Origin of the sequence: Eggerthella sp. 1_3_56FAA, from assembly GCF_000185625.1 — a bacterium.
GTDB lineage: Bacteria > Actinomycetota > Coriobacteriia > Coriobacteriales > Eggerthellaceae > Eggerthella > Eggerthella lenta.
On sequence record NZ_GL622579.1, the window covers coordinates 315,611 to 332,993 of the forward strand.

Below are 17,383 nucleotides of genomic sequence, written 5' to 3' on the forward strand. Positions count from 1 at the left end.
GACGGCGGGCCGCCCGCGAGCTGTTCGAGGAGTGCGGCGTGCTGCTGGCCGGCGACGAGCGCGGCGTCTGCTCGCTGGACGCCTCCGAGCCCGCATGGGCCGAGGAGCGCCGCCGGCTCGTATCCCACGAGACCTCGCTCGCCGACGTGCTGAAGCGCCACGGCCTCGCCTTGCGCGCCGATCTGCTGGGCTTGCGTTCGCATTGGCTGACGCCGGAGTTCGAGCCGCGCCGCTACGACACCTACTTTTTCGCCGCGCTCGCGCCCACAGGGCAGGAGCCCGACAGCCGCACCAGCGAGGCCGATCGTGCCGGATGGGTGGATCCGCAGGCCATGTTCGACCGCGCCGCGCAGGGTTTAGTGCGCCTCGTGCCGCCGACGGCCTACAACCTGGCGCACCTCCTGCATGCGCCCGGCGTGGAGTCGTTCGCGGCAGGCGTGGAGGAGACGGGCCGCGTGATGCTGGAACCCGCCGTGCGCGAAGGGGGAAGGGCGGTGCTGACATGCAGGCTGCCGTGATGCAGCGCCCCGTCGTCGCGACGGGTCGGGCTTCGTGGGGAAGCCGGCGCGTGTCGGCTCATGCGCGCGTGATCCTCGCCGACAACCCGTCGCCTCTCACGTACCTCGGCACGAACACCTGGATCCTGGCCGATCCGGGCTCGCCCGCGTGCGTCGTGGTGGATCCCGGCCCTGACAGCGCGCCGCATCTGCGCGCCGTGCAGCGCGCCTGCGCCGAGGACGGGCACGAGGTGGCCGCCGTCCTGCTGACGCACGACCATGCCGACCATGCGGAAGGCGCCGAGCGCTTCGCGGCGATGACGGGAGCGCCGGTGCTGTCGCGCCGGAGCGGCACGCTGCCCGACGGGCCGCTCGATCTCGGTGCCGGCGCGCCGCGCCTCGAAGCGGTTCCGTTGCCGGGGCATGCGAGCGATCTCGTGGGCTTCCTCATGCCCTCCGACGCGTCCGTCATGACGGGGGATATGCTGTTCAAGCAAAGCTCCACGCTCATCTGCTGGCCCGATGGCAGCCTGGCGGCGTACCTGGAAAGCCTCGAGCGTCTGCGCGCCACGGTCGTCGAGCGCAACGTCGCGCGCCTGCTGACGGCCCATGGGCCGCTTATCGATCATCCGCTCGAAGCCATCGACCGGGTCTACCGTCATCGCCTCGATCGCTTGGAGCGCGTGCGCGCCGCCTCGGAGGCGGGCGCCGGGCTCGACGTCGACCGCATCATCGAGGCCGTGTACCAGGACGTGGACGCGCGCCTCGATCCGGCCGCGCGCATCAACATCCAAGCCCAGCTGGAATACCTCGCGCAGTCCGGCAAGCTGCCGTCCTGAGCGCAGGAGGCGCGACAGGGTGTCATCCTTCGATTCGCTCGCGCTCCGCTCAGGATGACACCCTGTCGATGCCTCTGCATGCGAGAAGGCCGGGGCGCTTGCCCCGGCCTTCTTCGGATCGTCTGCGGTTTCTCTGTTTCCCTACTCGTTCTCCATGCGCTTCGCCAGCTCCTTGGCCAGCTCGAAGCGCTTCACCTTGCCGGTGGCCGTCTTCGGGATCTCGTCGATGTACTCCATGCGCTCGGGCCACAGGCGCTTGGCCACGTGCTTCTCGGCCAGGTAGGCCGTCACGTCCTCCACGGTGGGGCGACGCTCGTCGACGGGCACCGCGAAGGTGCAGATGCGCTCGCCCAGGCGCTCGTCGGGCATGCCGATGGTGGCCGTCTCGCCCACGCCGGGGCACCCCATCAGATCGTCGTCGATCTCGCGCGCGCAGATGTTCTCGCCGCCGCGGATGATGATCTCCTTCTTGCGCCCGTTGATGCGGATGCGCCCCTCTTCGTCCATGTAGCCGAGGTCGCCGCTGTAGAACCAGCCGTCGTCGTCGAGCGCGCGATCGGTGCGCTCCTTGGCGTTGAGGTAGCCCACGAACTGGTGCGGCCCGCGCGAGATCTCCTCGCCCTGCTCGCCGCGCGGCACGTCGTTGCGGTCGCCGTCCACGATGCGCACCTCGATGCCGGGGAAGGGGATGCCCGACCAGGCTCCGTTCCATTCGAGGCATTTCGCGGGGGGCACGAAGATGTGGGGGCAGCTTTCCGTCGACCCGTATATCTCGGCGAGCATGACCCCGTGGCCGTGCGCGCACTGCACGAGGTTGCCGGGCACCGGTGCGCCGCCGCAGAGGAACAGCTGCAGTGTTTCGAACCGCGGGCCGTCCTCGAACTCGATGCACTTGAGCATGTCGTAGATGAACGGCGTCGCACCCATCGACCAGGTGCAGCCCTCGCGGTTCATCTGCTCGATGGCTTGCGCGGGACGGAAGTCCTGCTGCAGCACCGTGCGCCCGCCCAGGATCATGGGGGAGATGAGGCCGTGGAAGAACCCGGTGGCGTGGTTGAGCGGGGATGCCATGAACATGACGTCGTCCGCCGTTCGCTCGGTACCCTTTACGAACGACCGCTCGGAGAAGATGAGGTTGTTATGCGTGAACAGCACCGCTTTGGGCTTGCCCGTGGTGCCGGACGTGGACAGGATGCAGGCTACGTCGTCAGACGTGATGGGGGGGGGGGTATTCAATTGGCTCATAGCGCGCGCATATCTCCGCGACCGTGGGCAGCTCGGAGTGCTTCGGCGCCGCCTTGTCCACGAGCGCCACAGGTCCCAGCGTCGGTATCTGGTCGACGATGCTCAAAATCTGGCTCTCGAAGTCGACCTTCGCCACTTTGGTGGGGCAGATGAACGCCCTCGAGCCCACGAGGTTCATGCCGTAGACGAGGTCGGCGTCGTTGAAGTTGCGCGGAAGAGGGTGCATGACCGCGCCGGCCTTGAGGGCTGCCACATAGACGATGCAGAACTCCGCCCACGTAGGCATTTGGAACGTGACCACGTCCCCGGGGGCCACCCCTTGCTCGACGAGCCATGCTGCCAGGCGCGCCGCCTTGTCGTCTATCTCGCCGTACGTGTAGGACGATCCCTGGTCGTCGCTGACGTACGTGCGCTCCGGATGGGAGGCGACGCGGTCGGCCCATACGTCGCCGAGGGTCTTCTCGGTCCAGTATCCTTTCTCGTAGTAGAATTGCTTTCTCTCCGCATTGATTTTGAGATCGGTAATCATCGCCCCTGAGTCCTCTCTTGATGACAGCTCGCTTCTCTCACCCGACGTCCCCCGCCGGATGTTCCGCATGAACTCGATCTGCTGCCCGCTTCGACGGGCCCCCTCGTGTCCGGCTCAGCGCGTTGACGCGATGCGCCGGGCGACATGCTCTATGCTCGCACGTCGTGGTTCGTGCCATTTATTGTAAACCCGAAGATGATGGTCGATGATCGGTATTTGTGGGTATACCGATAGGAACTTCCTATGCGTCGATAGCCAAAGTCTATCGATAGAAAAAAAGCCTGATCATAGAATATATTTCATTATGGACAGCGCAGGACTGGATGAGGTTATCTTTTTGATCGGAACATGAGTCTCAAAGGTTCTCGTTCCCGTTTTCTGCAATTAATAGGACAAAATTAAGGATATGTTGGCTGAGCATTTCATATCTTAGACAGTATCAGTCTATTGTCCGTAGATTAATCGCGTTGTTGGGGCGATCATAAAGAAGGGTCGTGAACACGGCCTCGCCGAGCGCTCGTCCCCGACGCGGCGCCTAAGAAGCGAATGATATGAAACCACAGGGAAAGGGGTAGTGCCAATGAGCGTGTATCAAGAGGATTACCATCTGCCGGAGTTCGAGTACGACTATGAGAAGCTCATCATCGACCGTCGCGGCCCGGTGTACGTGTGCAGCTTCAACGATGCCGCGAACCTCAACGCCATGTCGTACGCCCAGATGGCCGAGTTCAACGACTTCCTCATCAAGGTGCGCATGGACAAGGATTGCCGCGTCATCGTGCTGACGGGCGAGGGCAAGTCCTTCTGCGCCGGCTTCAACCTGAACGACCTGGCGCTCGATCCGCCCGAGGACATGGGCCGCATCCAGCGCGACTTCTACATCATGCAGCGCATGTGCTCCGACCAGATCATCAACATGCGCCGTTGCGAGCAGCCCATCATCGGCGCCCTCAAGGGCTACGCCGTGGGCGGCGGCCTGTCCATCTCCTGCGCGTGCGACATGCGCGTGCTGGGCGAGTCGTTCAAGATGAACGCCGGCTACCTGTCCATCGGCTACACCGGCACCGACATGGGCGGCGCGTTCTTCCTGCCGAAGATCGTCGGCTACGCCCGCGCCTGCGAGATCCTCATGAACCCCAACCGCTTCGGTGCCGAGAAGCTGCTGGAGTGGGGCTTCGCCAACAAGGTTGTCGCCGACGACGACGTGGTCGAAGAGGCCGTGGCATTCGCTCAGCAGATGTGCGACGCCACCGCCCCGTTCGGTCTGCGCCTCACGAAGGAGTGCCTGCAGGCCTCCCTCGACGGCACCAGCTTCGAGAACGTCGTCAAGATGGAGAACCGCAACCAGGTTCTGGCCTCCAACACGAACGACGGTCAGATGGGCGTCGGCAAGATGAACCCGAAGAACAAGCAGGACGTGAAGGACAACCCGGAGAAGTACCAGTTCCACAACCTGTAAGGCGCACGGCGCGCGCACGCGCCCGCGTTTTGGCGCCCCCGGACCGCTCTGCGGGTCGGGGGCGCTTCGCATTTAGAGAGAGGACGAGAACATGCGCATTCTGGCCATCAACGGAAGCCACCGGCCGGGCAAGGGGACGGCCGCCCTGCTGCAAGCGGCGCTCGACGCGGCGCAGGGAGCGGGGGCCGAGACCGAGCTCGTGGAGCTCGCCCGGCTGGACATCGGCTACTGCATCGGGTGCAACGCCTGCTTGGCGAAGCCGGCCTGCACGCTGTCGGACGACATGGACGGCCTCGTGGCGAAGATGAAGGCGGCCGACGGCATTATCGTGGGCTCGCCGGACTACTTTGCGAACGTGTCGGCACGCACCAAGACGTTCATCGACCGCACGCGCCCGCTGCATATGGTCGCCAACGCGCTCAAGGGCAAGGCGGGCGGGGCAGTGACCACGTCGGGGCTCGTCGACTGCGGTGCCGAGGAGACGCTCGGCGTGCTGGACCGCTTCTTCGCCACTCATGAGATGCTGGTCGTTCATCCGCGTCCGAAGGGGCCCGTGAAGGCAAACGGCACGGCTGCGTCCCAGTTCGCCGGTTTGGACGAGGAGGGCCGCATCCGCTGGCGCCGCGTCCAGGACGACGCGACGGCGTTCGCCTACGCCCGCCAGCTGGGCGAGGACATGGTCGAGCTGCTGAAGCGCCTGGGGTAGCCGCAGGCGCTTCAGCCAAAGCGGGCGACGGGGCCCGGCGCAAAAAAGAACCGCAGCAATCCGCTGCGGTTCTTTTGGCGGTCGGAGGTCTACCAGTTGCAGGGAGCCTCGCCGGCGAGCTGGCGCTCGGACTTGAAGATGACGTCCGGCACTTCCTCGCCGTGATAGCACTTGACGGCACCGGCGGCTTCCATCTCGGCGATCTGCTCATCGGTGTAGCCGTACTTGTGCAGGTACTCGGCGGTGTGGTAGCCGATGGGCTTGGACAGCACCACCGGGGGATCGCCGAAGTTCGCGTAGCGGATCGGGGTGGTGGGCAGCGCGCGCTCGCCGAAGGCCTGGTAGTTCACCTTGCGGATAGCGTCGTTGACGTACGCCTCCTCGTCCTTGACGATGTCGGTGTAACGGAAGACCTTCTGGCTGGGCACCTGCCATTCGGCCAGGATGGGCAGCCACTCGTCGAGCGTTTTCTGGACGAATCCGCCTTCGAGGATCTCGATGAGCTCCGGCTGCAGGTGCTTTTCCTTGAGGTTCTCAACCGTGGCGTAGCGCGGATCGTCGACCAGGTCGTCGCGGCCGATGATCTTCATCATGTCGTTGTAATAGCGGTTATGCTGCGGCTGGCAGATGTAGATCCACTTGTCGTCCGCGGTTTTGTACGTGTTGTTGAACGGGTTCGGCACGTCCTTGCGCGTCTTCGGGTAGTCGGCGCCGAACTGCTGCGCGCACACGGCGATGCTGCCGCCCCAGATGGCGGAGTGGTACAGGTTGACGACGACTTTGTCGCCCCTGCCCGTGCGCAGCTTGTTCACCAGCGCCCCCAAGATGCCGGCGGCCATCATGGTCGCGGTGTTGTAATCGCCGAACGCTTGGGGAGGAATGGCCGGCGACGTGCCCTTCTCGCAGAAGGTACCCGCGACGCCGCCGCGGGCAGCCCAGCACACAGCGTCGTAGCCGGGGGAGTGTGCGAACTCGCCGAACTCGCCGTAGCCGCGCATCTGAGCCCAGATAAGACCGGGGAACTCGGCGGACAGCGTGGGGTAGTCGAGGCCCAGCTTCTCCAGGGCGGCCGTGCGCATGTTGTTCATGAAGATGTCTGCTTCGCCGATCATCTTCTTCGCGATGGCCAGACCTTCCTCGGATTTCAAGTTGAGGGAGATCCAGTTCTTGTTGGTGTTGTTGAGGTCGATGGTCGGATCCTCGGTGTCGGTCAGATCGCAGCCGAAGCCCGGACCTTGCGTGCGCTGGATATCGCCGTCGAACGATTCGATCTTCAGAACTTCGGCGCCCATTTCGGACAATACTCTGACGGTTGCGGGAGCTGCGACGTACGTGCACATCTCGACCACTTTGATGCCCGCAAGCGGGCCGTAGCCATTGAGTTTCTCAGTGACGGTCATACGACGGTTCTCCTTTCCTTTATGGTGGGTGGTTTTCTCCTGTCGTTATACTCACATACTCTAATATTTGTTGCCATGGACAATTATTTATACTTGATGGTCGCTCACTATTTTTGTCATGCCCAGAGGGTTTCACTCACAGGTTCACCGATTTGTTGGCCATATGCCGGGCAGTGTGGGTGCAAATCGACGGTTCCGTCCATGCTTTTGGTTAATTCGGCCGATTTGGGGGTGATGCGGTAGGGCTGTCTCAGTATACTGGTAACAAGTAATCCCTGATTGCAGCGCTGCAGGGTCTGCGGGAACGCACGCGGGCGCTGGGGCGTTTCGGAGGAAAGAAGGCACCACGTGGATTTCGAATTGACTGACAAGCAGCGCAAGCTCGTGCAAGCGTTCCGCGCCTTCGGCGAGGAGACGTTCACCCCCGAGCACGTGCACCAATGGCGTCGCGACCAGGGTCTTCCCGACGAGGTGGCGAAGGGGTTCGTGGATCTGTACTTCGGGCTCGAAGAGCTGGAGGACGGTGACGGCACGTTCAGCCTGTGCTCGCAGGCGCTCATCATCGAGGAGCTGTCGAGGTGCGCCGGCGCCACGCTGCCGTTTCAGAACGACCTGTTCAACCTCTCCATCGTGCGGCAGTTCGCCGACGAAGGCGAGTTCGCCGACGTGCTGAAGGACTACCGCGAGACGGGCCGGCTGCTGTTCGCGCTGGCCATCTCGGAGCCGGAGGCGGGCTCGGACGCCATGAACATGCAGACGTACACGCGCACGGTGGACGAGCACCTCATCCTGAACGGGCGCAAGACCTACGTGAACAACGGCGAGTACGCCCCTTATATCATGGTGGCGGCCATCGACCGCGACTGCGAGGCGCCGGGGAAGTACCCGCCCATGACGTTCTGGCTGCTGCCGCGCGACCTCAAGGGTGTGAGCGCGTACCCCATCAACAAGATCGGCCAGTCGATGCTGCCGTTCGCCACGCTCGTGTTCGACAACGTGGAGCTGTCGCCGGCCTATCGCCTGAACGGACGTCAGGAAGGCTTCCGCCAGCTGTTCCGCCTGCTGGAATTCGGCCGCGTGTTCACCTGCGCGTCGTCGCTGGGCATGGCGCGCGCAGCCATGGAGGACGCCGTGGCGCACGCGCGCAGCCGCAAGGCGTTCGGCGTGCAGATCGGCCGCTTCCAGCAGATCGAGCAGATGCTCACCGACATGGAAGTGAGCATCTACAATATGAGCTCCATGCTGTACCGGGCTGCGTTGGCGGTGGACAACGGCGGCCCCGACGAGCGCCTGTCGGTGGCGCTCATGAAGCGCTACGTGCCCGACGCCGCCACCGAGGTGGCATCGAGCGCCATGCAGATACTCGGCGGCATGGGATACACGGAGGGCGCGCGGGTGAGCCAGCTGTGGCAGGATTGCCGCGGCAACCAGATCGCGGAGGGCACCGACCAGATCATGGTGTACATCGCCTCGCCGCTCATCATGGAGAAGTACTGACGCCGCCTCGCCGAACGCGCAAGCGAGGTTTGCAGGGATGCCTGCCGCATACGTCGGCAGGCATCCCTCTTTTTTCGTGGTTTGGGTGACAGGCCTGCCAGATAGTCCTGCGCATCTGCTCAAAACTATTACTCAATTGTCCGATATTATCCATTGCGTCACCTGTTTACGGGTCAGTTCCGGTTTTATGACCATTCTCGCATGCCAAGCAGCGCGGAATAATGACTGCTAGAGAGCCTGCTCTAAGCAGACCGTGTCAGGGGTGCCGTTCCCTTTCGTGCGCGCTCAATTCCACGAAGGGGGACGACGGAAAAATTAGGAGGACAAATTGAGTACCGTAGCTAAGAAAGAGAAGATGAGCGTGCGCCATATGCTCGTCGTTCTCACGGGCATCATGATCACCTTCGGGTGCTCGGCCCTGTGCTTTTCCACGTGGGGCCTGTTCCAGCCGGTCGTCGCCGAGGGCCTGGGCGTCGAGACCACGGCGTTCGCCATGTACGTCACGGTGATGTACCTGACGATGACCGTCGCCTCGCCGTTCATGGGCAAGCTGCTGCAGACCGTGGACATCCGCATCATCCTGTCCGTTTCGGCCTGCTTGGTGGGCGGCGCGTTCCTGCTCATGAGCGTTTCGAACGAGATCTGGATGTTCTACCTGGCCGCCGTGCTGCTGGGCCTGGGCGAGATCTCCATCCTGTGGCTGGCCATCCCCACGCTGATCAACCGCTGGTTCGCCGACAAGGCGGGCACGTTCATCGGTCTGTGCATGGCGTTCACCGGCATCGGCGGCGCCGTGTGGTCCGCCGTGTTCACGGGCCTGCGCGCCGGCGGCATGGATTTCCACACCATCTACCTGATCTGGGCCGTCATCGCCTTGGTCACCTCGCTGCCGTTCACGCTGTTCTGCGTGCGCAGCAAGCCCGAGGACTGTGGTCTGGCCCCGTACGGCGCCTCCGTGGTTGCCGGCCAGGCTCCGGCCAAGCCCACCGGCCTGTCCGCTGCGGCCGCCATGAAGACCCCGGCGTTCTACTCCGTGTGCGTGTTCGCGGGCCTCATCAACATCGCCGTCCTCATCGCCATGCAGTTCCCCACCTACACGAAGTCCCTCACCGACGTCGCGTTCGACGTGCTGGTGGTCGGCGGCGTCATGACCACGGTCATGATGGTGGGCCAGGCGCTGTTCAAGCTCATCCTGGGCGTGGTCGCCGACCGCAACGCCAAGGGCGCTTTGGTGTTCGCGTTCGTCTGCGGCGTCGCCGGCGTGCTGCTCTGCTGGTTCGGCATTGCTTCCGAGTACATCCTGTACAGCGGCGCATTCATCTTCGGCGCGTTCTACGCCACGGCCGTCGTGCTGGTGCCGGTCATCGTGCGCCAGTCGTTCGGTTCGCGCGACTACTCCGTGATCTACTCCCGCGTGAGCACCGTGTTCAACCTGATCGCCGCTTTCGCATCGATGATCTGGGCTTGGATCGGTTCCAGCTTCGGCTTCAACGCCGTGTTCATCGTCGGCTTGGTGCTGCTGGTCCTCATCCTTCTGCTCGGCTTCTACACGTTCGCGAACGCCAAGAAGTTCAAGAGCCAGTGGACCGAATAGGCTCTATACTCTGCTAGAACAGCTCTTCGGCTTGATCGGGGGCTCGCTGCGGCGAGCCCCCGACGAGCGTCTTCTTCAACCGGTCGGGATCGCGGGGGAGCATCGCTATGAACCTGTCCCAGCTCTACTACTTCAAGAAGCTCGCCGAGCTGCAGCACTACACGCGCGCGGCGAAAGAGCTCTACATCGCCCAGCCGACGCTCTCCGACGCGATCAGCTCGCTGGAGAAGGAGCTGGGCGTCGCGCTGTTCTGCCGCGATGGGCGCAGCGTCAAGCTGACGTCGAACGGCAGCGAGTTCTACCGCTACGTGAGCGACAGCCTGCGCTCCCTCGACGACGGCATCGACGCGATGAACCGCCGAAAAACGCAGCTGGGCGGCACCGTGAGCCTGGGCGCTACGTTCACCGTGCAGGACGACTACCTGCCCACGCTGCTCAAAGCCTATCGCGAGCACGTCGGCGACGAGGTTCGCATCGAGACGTACCAGGCGTTCACGAACTACCTCACGCAGAGCCTGCACAACGAGACGCTCGACGTCGCCTTCTGCGGACGGCGCGACCGCGAGCCCGACATCGAGTACTTCCCCGTGCTGAACCGCAGTTTGGAGCTGGGCGTGCGCGCGGACCATCCGCTGGCGGGCCGCTCTTCGATCGCGCTGGAAGAGCTGTGCGGCCAGCGCCTGATCACGTACCGGCGGGGCACTCCCATCGGGGAGGCGGTGCAGCGCATCTTGGAGCAGAGCCCGCTCGAGGGCGTCGAGGCGCTCTACGACGACGACATCACCATGGCGTCCGCCCTGTCGGTGGACGGCGGCTTGGCCGCGCTCATGCTGAACTCCATCGGCCTCAAGGTGTTCTCGAACATAACGACGGTGCCGCTCGAGGGCGTGCGCCCCGACTTCTACTGGGTGTACCTGGCCGTCAACGCGAAGCACGCCAAGACCGCGGCCGTGCAGTCGTTCATCGACTTCGTGAAGGGATTCGACGCCGAAGGCGCTGGGATCGACCTGGGTTTCCGGCCTGATCGGGCGGAGGGGGTGTCGCTTAGCGCGTGACGGCCTCGCGGTGCACGCTCTGCGCGACGAGCCCGATCTTTTCGACGTAGGCGTACAGCTCGAAGCCGCGCTTGCAGCGGAACGTGCAGCCGACGCAGGGATCCTCGTCGCAGTAGGCGTAAGCGTCCTCGTCGCCCAGCGCGAACACGATAGGCGCCCGCTTGCCTGGCAGCACGTACTTCAGCTGCATTCCCGTGAACGCCTTGAGCGCGAACCAGCGCGGTTCGCAGCCGGCTTCGCGCACCTTCCAGAACACCCTGAGCGCGTTCGCGTCGAAGCCTCCCACCACGTCGTAGGAAAGTTCGATCGAATCGGCGCAGTCCGCAGCGCTGGCCGCCGGGAGGCGCTCGAGGAAACCGCCGCAAGCGGCAGGATCGGGCGCCGGTGCGTAGGGCAGCTCGATGGTGGGCCGCCTCCCGCCGCCCGAGAGCCGCGGGCCCTCGCCGCCGTCGATGCCGATGAACGCCGCCGAGCATCCGTCGCAGCCGTAGAAGGGCAGCGGCTCGTCTGACACGCCGGGCTTCCAGGTGGCGCGCGTGCGCGTGGGGCTTAAGGCGGCGGGGTCTGCGGCTGCCATGGCAATCCTCCAAAGGGGTCGGGATCAGTCGATGTAGCAGGCGTTCGGATCGGGCTTGAGCGCCTTCGTCTCGATGACGTGCTGGATGAAGTGGTCGACGCGGTACGGGTGGTAGTTCTTCGTGCTGTAGGCCATGTACACGCGGTGGTGGCAGCTGCGCCGATCGAGGGCGCTCGGGTAGAAGGGCCTCACCACCACGTCGTCCACGCTGCGCAGCAGGAAGGTGTCCAGCATGACGGCCGCCTCCACGCCGTTGGCCGCGAATCCGGCCAGGATGGACTCGTCGAGGTAGCTGTACTCCACGTTCTTGATGCCGCACTCGTCGAGCATACGCCTGACGGCGCGTCCCAGCGGGATGGTGTCGACGTACGTGATGAGGTGCTGCTCCAGCAGGTCGGTCGGGGTGACGAACTCTTTCTCCACCAGCGGGCAATCGGAGCTCATGGCCACGACCACCTTCTGCGTGAGCACGGGCACGTAGGCGAGGTCGGGATCCTCGTTGCCCTTGGCGCAGAACACCACGTCGTAGCAGCCGCTCAGCAGATCCTTCACGAGGGGTATCGAGGTGTCCTCGCGCACGTTGAACGCGACGCCTCCGGCAGCGGCCTTGTAGCCGTTGAGCAGCTTGGGGATGAAGTCGGTCTGCACGGTGATGATGCAGCCGAGGTCGATCTTGCCGCCGTCGCCCGTGCCGGCGTAGTTCTTCATGATGGCGATGCCCTTGTCTATCTGCTCGAGGCCCTTGTTCACGTAGGCGAGGAACTCGGCGCCGTACTTCGTGAGATGGATGTTGCGTCCCGTCTTCTGGAACAGCGACACGCCCAGCTCCTGTTCGAGCGAGCTGATGGCGTTCGACAGGGAAGGCTGCGTGATGTAGAGCTCTTTCGCTGCCTTGGCGTAATGCTGCAGCTCTGCGAGCTTGCGGAAGTAGTACAGCTGCGAAAGGTTCATCGGTAGCCCCCTGGGATCGTGCGCCGCGTCGAACACCGCTTCTATTATACGGGGGAATGAAGCGCGCGCCGTTACACAAAAAGGAGGATGTGAGGGTATTGCCCCGCCATGCCGCCCCGCGTGCTGGCCGGCATGGCGACAGGGGGCGTCTTCACCCGTACCGATATTCCACGCCCATGGTGGGCTGGGGGTACTCCCATCGCTCGACGATGGTTCTGCTGCACAGGATGCGGCAGGTGCCGCACTCGAGGCAGCCGGCATAGTCGAACGACAGGCCGCCGTCCTCGTCGATCTTGTACAGCGCGGCGGGGCAGGCCAGCACGAGCTTGCGGAACTCCGCGCGGTCCGCATCGTCCGAAAGCGCGATGTGCGCGTGCCCCTCGTCCACGTTGTACTTGTTGAGCGCCAGCTTGGCGTCCACGTTCACGCTGATGACCGGATCGTTCATAAGGCCTTCATCCCCTTCCTGCCGTCCTGCGCCACCCGCCACAGCCCCACGCGCTTGAGCGGGCCCAGAAGTTTGTCTTTGATGCGCGCCTGAGGATGCCCGTCCACCTTGAACAGGTTGAGCATGATGTCGCGGGCCATGGCCGGGTACTCGTTGAAGATGCGCGTCGTCTCTTCCATATAGCGCGGGAAGCGGCGGAAGCGCTTGAGGTCCTGCAGGACGTAGCAGCCGTCGAGCAGCTGCTCGTAGGCGGCCAGCTGCGCGGCCGACACGTCGTCGGCCTCGAGCGCGCGCATGACGGCGTCGGCCGCGAGGTCGCCCGAGCTGACGGCGAAGTCCATGCCGCGCACCGAGTACCCCAGGTTCATGCACAGCATGGCCGCGTCGCCGCACACCAGCACGCCGTCGCCGTACAGGCGCGGAACCATGGCGAGGCCGCCTTCGGGCACGAGGTGCCCGGAGTACTCCACCAGCTCGCCGCCCTTGACCAGCGGGGCGATGTCGGCGCGCTGCTTGAAGTCCTCCAGCATCTGGTAGATGGGCACGTCGCCCGCGGCCAGATCCGACAGCGTTGCCACGAGGCCGAGCGAGATCGAGTCGTCGTTCGTGTACAGGAACCCGCCTCCCACGCGCCCTTTCGTGCAGTCGCCGGCGAACATCCATGCTGCGCCTTCGCCCGGCGCGCACAGGAACCGGTCTTCGATGACCGACGGCGGAAGCGCGATGGTCTCCTTCGCGCCCACGGCCATCTGGCAGGGAAGGGGGACGTCGTCGGCGAGTCCCGCCTTCTGGGCGAGCAGGGAGTTCGCTCCGTCTGCCAAGACGGTGATGCGCGCTTCCACCTCGTCGCCGCCTGCGACGACGCCGCATACCCGCCCGTCGCGCACGATGAGGTCCTCCACGGCGATGCCGTAGATGAAGTCGGCTCCCGCCTCCTCGGCCCGCTCGGCCAGCCACTGGTCGAAGGGTCCGCGCAGCACCGCGTAGGAGTCCTTGCCCGACTCGCGCAGCTCGTCGGCCGTGAAGTCCATGGTGAACAGGGCATCGGGGGCGGCCATCGATATCTTCTCGTGCGTGATGCGCCGTTGCAGGGGAGCGCTTCCCTCGAAGTCGGGGAACACGCGGGCGAGCGCATGCGTGTAGATGCGCCCGCCGGTCATGTTCTTGGCGCCGGCGTAGTTGCCGCGTTCCACTACGAGAACGGAACGGCCCGCGGAGGCCAGCCGGTAGGCTGCGACCGCGCCGGCGCACCCGGCGCCGACGACGATCGCGTCGAACTGATCATCGGACATGGAATCAGCCTTTCAGTCGGTCGGGTCGCTTAGGAGAGCTTCTCGACGAGGGCCGGCAGCGCTTCGTGCAGATCGGCCACGAGGCCGTAGTCTGCCTGGGCGAACACCGGCGCGTTTTGATCCTTGTTCACGGCTACGACGACATCGGCGTTGTGCACGCCTATCATATGCTGCATCTGGCCCGAGATGCCGACGGCGAAGTACACCTTCGGCGACACCATGCGGCCCGAAACGCCCAGGTAGGTGTTCTTGGGCAGCCACTTCTCGTTCTCCGCGAGCGGGCGCGAGCAGGCCAGCTCGCCGTGGACGGCCGAGGCCAGGCTGCGCGCCAGCTCCAAGTCCTCCTCGTGGGCGAAACCGCGGCCGGCCCCCACGATGACGGACGCGCGGCTCAGGTCGGTGCCCGCGTGCGGAACTTCATGCGTGCCGCGTAGCTTGAGGGGTTTTTGCGGGGCGACGAACGCGCGCTCTTCCACGACGTCGGTGCCCGAGGCCTCGATGCCGTCGAAGGCGGTGCCGCTGCAGGAGTAGAAGGCCACGGGCCCGACGGCGCGCTGCCTCTTCGTCGCGAGGCCGCCGAAGTAGAGGCTCTCGGCCTCGGCTCCGTCGAGCGCGGTGACGTCGCACATCACACTCGCGTCCGCATGCGCGGCCAGGCGGCCGCCCACGATCTTGAGGCGCGGGGTGGGCTCGAACAGCACCGTGTTCGGAGCGACCTCGTCGTACAGGGCGGCCACGGCGTCGTAGGCGTTCTCCACCAGCTCGCCTTGCGGCAGCTCCACGGCGTAGGCCTTGTCGGCCACGCCCGTGCGGGGCGCGCTGCCGATGGAGACGAGCAGGACCTCATCGGCGAGCGTGCGCGCCCCGGCGCACAGCTCCTTCTGGGCGTCGGCGGTTTCAGCTATGACGAATGCTTTCATGATGCATGCCTCTCTTTCGTACTGCGGCTACGCGCGGACGGCTGCGGCAACCGCCGACGCGAACGCGTCGAAGTCGCCGTCGTTTTTCATGTCGAACACCTGGCGCTTGCGCGCGGCCTGCTCGGGGGCCGTGACGCTGGCGATCTCCACCGCAGCGCTCACGTCCACGCCGGCGTCGGCGGCCGAGGTCACCGTCGCCGGCTTCTTGCCCGCCGTGAGGATCTCGCGCATGCCGGCGATGCGCGGGTAGGCGCATTCGGGCGTGACGGCCACCACGGCGGGCAGCGGCACCTCGATCTCCTCCACGACGTCGGGAAGCGTGCGCTCCACCACTGCGACGCCGTCTTCCAGCTTGATGGAGGTGACGGCGTTGACCACCGGCATGCCCAGCTCGGCGGCCAGCTGCACGTCCACCTGGCCGGCGTACATGTCGGCCGAGCCGTCGCCGCACACCACGAGATCGACCTCGCCGATGCCCCGGACGAGCGTCGCCAGGGCGCGCGCCGTCACGCGGGCGTCGGCGAAGGCGAACGCGTCGTCGGCGATCATGCACAGCTCGGCGGGGCCGCGCGACAGGATGCTCTTCTTCACCTTGAGGTCGTCGGCCTTCGCGTTGCTGGCGCTGACGGCGTACAGGGTGGCGCCGGCATCCTCGGCCAGCAGGGCGGCCGCCTCGATGGCGTTGAGGTCGTACTCGCTCACCACCTGGTGGGCCTTGGAGTAGTCGAGGGTGCGGTCGGCCGCGACGGCGATGTCCTGGTCGTCGGGCACCACTTTCACTGCTACGGCAATGTTCATGCGGATTCCTTTCGTTCGATGGGTGCTTGCTTCGTGTCTGCGCGGCGCGTCACTTCGCGTAGCGCTTGAGGATCTGTCGTCCGGCGATGTAGCTCATGATCTCCACGGTGCCGCCGGCCAGCTGGTTGCCGCGCAGGTCGGTCCAGATGCGGCCGACGCGGGAGGCCGTGGTGTAGCCCAGCGCCGCGAATATCTCCAGCGCCATGTCGGCCACTTTCGTGCAGCCCACCGTGGCGTAGCGCTTGAGCAGGGCCGCCTCGGTGCGCACCGATTCTCCCTGATCCAGCTGCCACAGCGTCTTGTACAGCATGTTGCGCGAGTTCTCCAGGATGGTTTCCATCTCGGCAAGCATGTCCTGGATCATGGGGTTCCACCCGATGGGCTTGCCGAAGGCGTAGCGCTCGTTGGCGTAGGCCGCCGCGTCGTCCATGCAGGCCTGCGCAAGGCCCAGGGACTGGGCCGCCACGAGGCAGCGCTCGATCTCGAAGTTCTTCATGAGCAGCAGAAAGCCCTCGCCCTCCTTGCCCAGGCGCATGTCCTCGGTGAGCCTGACCTCGTCGAAGAACACGTCGACGAACGGGATGATCTGCTGGCCGATCTTGTCGAGCGGGGCGGTGGACAGGCCGGGCGCGTCGGTGGGGATGAGCCACAGCGACATGCTCTCGTTGGCGTGCGCCGGGTGCTCGTCCTTGGACACCACCAGCATGTAGGGCGTGTTGCCGCCGTTCGTGACCCAGGTCTTCTGGCCGTTCATGATGTAGGTGCCGTCGTCTTGGCGCTTCGTGTAGGTGCTCATGGCCTTGTTGTCGGAGCCCGCGCCCGGCTCGGAAAGCGCGAGCGATGCGATGGGCTTGCCCGACTTGTTGTACTGGTCGACGACCAGCGACACCTGCTCGGGCGTGCCGAACTCGGCGACGTCGGCCGTGGCCAGCATGGCGGTCATGAACGGCGTCATGCAGCCGGTGCGGTGGTACAGCGTTTCGGTCATGAGGCCCAGCGTGAGCTTGTCGCACGGGATGCCGCCGCATTCCTCGGGCAGGCCCATGAAGGCGAACCCGGCGTCGCGGTACGCCTCGCCGATCTCGTCGGGGATGCCGTGGTTCTCGTACATGGCGTTCACGGTGTCCTCGTCGAAGTACCTCTCGGCGAATTCCTGGATGCTCTCGATCAGCAGTTCCTGATCGACGGTCAGGCTGAAATCCATAGTCAACGCTCCTTCTCTGTGCAGATCGTCCGCAGCGCTCGTCCTGCGCGCACGACCCCGTCCGTCCGTGTCCCCGCGAAACGGGAGAGGGGGTGCCGCGCCCGTTTCGTTCGAGCTGTCGCTTCGTACAGTTTGCACCCATATTCGCGTTGGTGTCCAATAGGTTCTTTTCAGTGAATCGACGGCCGATTCATAGGTTCCTCCTATCGATAGCGCCATGCAACCGGACAAAGCCGTTGGTATGCTGGTGGCATAGAGGGTGTATGAACTGGTAAAATATGCAATATTGCAGCAGGATGAAGAAACAGTTGATCCAGGGGGAATCGACGGCAGAAGGGGAACCATAGCCAAAACCTATCCTTTGGCAAATGA

The 17,383-nt window shown here is 64.8% G+C and carries 16 protein-coding genes and 1 pseudogene; 7 read left to right on the forward strand and 10 right to left on the reverse strand.

Going from position 1 to position 17,383, the window contains the following annotated elements; translation table 11 throughout:
- Both HMPREF1023_RS01345 and HMPREF1023_RS01350 read left to right on the forward strand, forming a co-directional pair.
- Positions 1 to 518, forward strand: a pseudogene (locus tag HMPREF1023_RS01345) (NUDIX hydrolase); the annotation flags it as partial.
- Positions 503 to 1,336, forward strand: coding sequence for an MBL fold metallo-hydrolase (locus tag HMPREF1023_RS01350; protein ID WP_009304332.1), 834 nt, complete (start codon positions 503 to 505; stop codon positions 1,334 to 1,336). The pseudogene HMPREF1023_RS01345 and the gene HMPREF1023_RS01350, both read left to right, overlap by 16 nt.
- A gap of 141 nt (positions 1,337 to 1,477) precedes the next feature.
- On the opposite strand, the gene HMPREF1023_RS16065 is transcribed toward HMPREF1023_RS01350, so the two are convergent.
- Complete coding sequence (locus HMPREF1023_RS16065) at positions 1,478 to 2,572, reverse strand: AMP-binding protein (RefSeq protein WP_255346931.1); 1,095 nt, start codon at positions 2,570 to 2,572, stop codon at positions 1,478 to 1,480.
- Positions 2,544 to 3,110 (reverse strand): AMP-binding protein, encoded by a 567-nt coding sequence (locus HMPREF1023_RS16070; protein ID WP_009304334.1) that lies wholly within the window; start codon positions 3,108 to 3,110, stop codon positions 2,544 to 2,546. The genes HMPREF1023_RS16065 and HMPREF1023_RS16070 overlap by 29 nt, the downstream gene beginning before the upstream one ends.
- A 580-nt stretch (positions 3,111 to 3,690) precedes the next feature.
- Here HMPREF1023_RS16070 and HMPREF1023_RS01360 point away from each other — a divergent pair.
- Positions 3,691 to 4,569, forward strand: a complete 879-nt coding sequence (locus HMPREF1023_RS01360; RefSeq protein WP_009304335.1) for an enoyl-CoA hydratase/isomerase family protein — start codon at positions 3,691 to 3,693, stop codon at positions 4,567 to 4,569.
- A 91-nt stretch (positions 4,570 to 4,660) separates the two neighbouring features.
- Positions 4,661 to 5,275, forward strand: a complete 615-nt coding sequence (locus tag HMPREF1023_RS01365; protein ID WP_009304336.1) for a flavodoxin family protein — start codon at positions 4,661 to 4,663, stop codon at positions 5,273 to 5,275.
- Positions 5,276 to 5,364: 89 nt separating this feature from the next.
- Here the strand turns inward: HMPREF1023_RS01365 and HMPREF1023_RS01370 are convergent, their stop codons facing one another.
- The gene (locus HMPREF1023_RS01370) at positions 5,365 to 6,675 is read right to left on the reverse strand and encodes a CaiB/BaiF CoA-transferase family protein (RefSeq protein WP_009304337.1); all 1,311 of its coding nucleotides are present in this window, start codon (positions 6,673 to 6,675) and stop codon (positions 5,365 to 5,367) included.
- A gap of 348 nt (positions 6,676 to 7,023) precedes the next feature.
- Between HMPREF1023_RS01370 and HMPREF1023_RS01375 the strand changes: the two genes are divergently transcribed.
- From HMPREF1023_RS01375 to HMPREF1023_RS01385, 3 genes are all read left to right on the forward strand, one after another.
- The gene (locus tag HMPREF1023_RS01375) at positions 7,024 to 8,172 is read left to right on the forward strand and encodes an acyl-CoA dehydrogenase family protein (protein WP_009304338.1); all 1,149 of its coding nucleotides are present in this window, start codon (positions 7,024 to 7,026) and stop codon (positions 8,170 to 8,172) included.
- Between the two features lie 328 nt (positions 8,173 to 8,500).
- Positions 8,501 to 9,766, forward strand: coding sequence for a CynX/NimT family MFS transporter (locus HMPREF1023_RS01380; RefSeq protein ID WP_015760810.1), 1,266 nt, complete (start codon positions 8,501 to 8,503; stop codon positions 9,764 to 9,766).
- Between the two features lie 107 nt (positions 9,767 to 9,873).
- Positions 9,874 to 10,821 (forward strand): LysR family transcriptional regulator, encoded by a 948-nt coding sequence (locus HMPREF1023_RS01385; RefSeq protein ID WP_009304340.1) that lies wholly within the window; start codon positions 9,874 to 9,876, stop codon positions 10,819 to 10,821.
- Here the strand turns inward: HMPREF1023_RS01385 and HMPREF1023_RS01390 are convergent.
- The 7 genes from HMPREF1023_RS01390 to HMPREF1023_RS01420 all read right to left on the reverse strand — a co-directional run bounded on the left by HMPREF1023_RS01390 (position 10,811) and on the right by HMPREF1023_RS01420 (position 17,011).
- Positions 10,811 to 11,398, reverse strand: coding sequence for a hypothetical protein (locus HMPREF1023_RS01390; protein ID WP_009304341.1), 588 nt, complete (start codon positions 11,396 to 11,398; stop codon positions 10,811 to 10,813). The two genes, HMPREF1023_RS01385 and HMPREF1023_RS01390, sit on opposite strands and share 11 nt — an antisense overlap.
- Before the next feature lie 24 nt (positions 11,399 to 11,422).
- Positions 11,423 to 12,349, reverse strand: coding sequence for a LysR family transcriptional regulator (locus HMPREF1023_RS01395; RefSeq protein ID WP_009304342.1), 927 nt, complete (start codon positions 12,347 to 12,349; stop codon positions 11,423 to 11,425).
- Between the two features lie 151 nt (positions 12,350 to 12,500).
- Entirely contained in the window at positions 12,501 to 12,797 is a 297-nt protein-coding gene (locus HMPREF1023_RS01400) for a ferredoxin ydiT (RefSeq protein WP_009304343.1), read from the reverse strand.
- Positions 12,794 to 14,089 (reverse strand): FAD-dependent oxidoreductase, encoded by a 1,296-nt coding sequence (locus tag HMPREF1023_RS01405; RefSeq protein WP_009304344.1) that lies wholly within the window; start codon positions 14,087 to 14,089, stop codon positions 12,794 to 12,796. Before HMPREF1023_RS01405 ends, HMPREF1023_RS01400 begins: the two co-directional genes overlap by 4 nt.
- A 29-nt stretch (positions 14,090 to 14,118) precedes the next feature.
- Positions 14,119 to 15,009, reverse strand: coding sequence for an electron transfer flavoprotein subunit alpha/FixB family protein (locus HMPREF1023_RS01410; RefSeq protein ID WP_009304345.1), 891 nt, complete (start codon positions 15,007 to 15,009; stop codon positions 14,119 to 14,121).
- A 27-nt stretch (positions 15,010 to 15,036) separates the two neighbouring features.
- Positions 15,037 to 15,807: an electron transfer flavoprotein FixB gene (locus tag HMPREF1023_RS01415; RefSeq protein WP_009304346.1), complete on the reverse strand. Its 771-nt coding sequence runs from the start codon at positions 15,805 to 15,807 to the stop codon at positions 15,037 to 15,039.
- 49 nt (positions 15,808 to 15,856) lie between these two features.
- Complete coding sequence (locus tag HMPREF1023_RS01420) at positions 15,857 to 17,011, reverse strand: acyl-CoA dehydrogenase family protein (RefSeq protein ID WP_009304347.1); 1,155 nt, start codon at positions 17,009 to 17,011, stop codon at positions 15,857 to 15,859.
- Positions 17,012 to 17,383 lie beyond the last annotated feature (372 nt).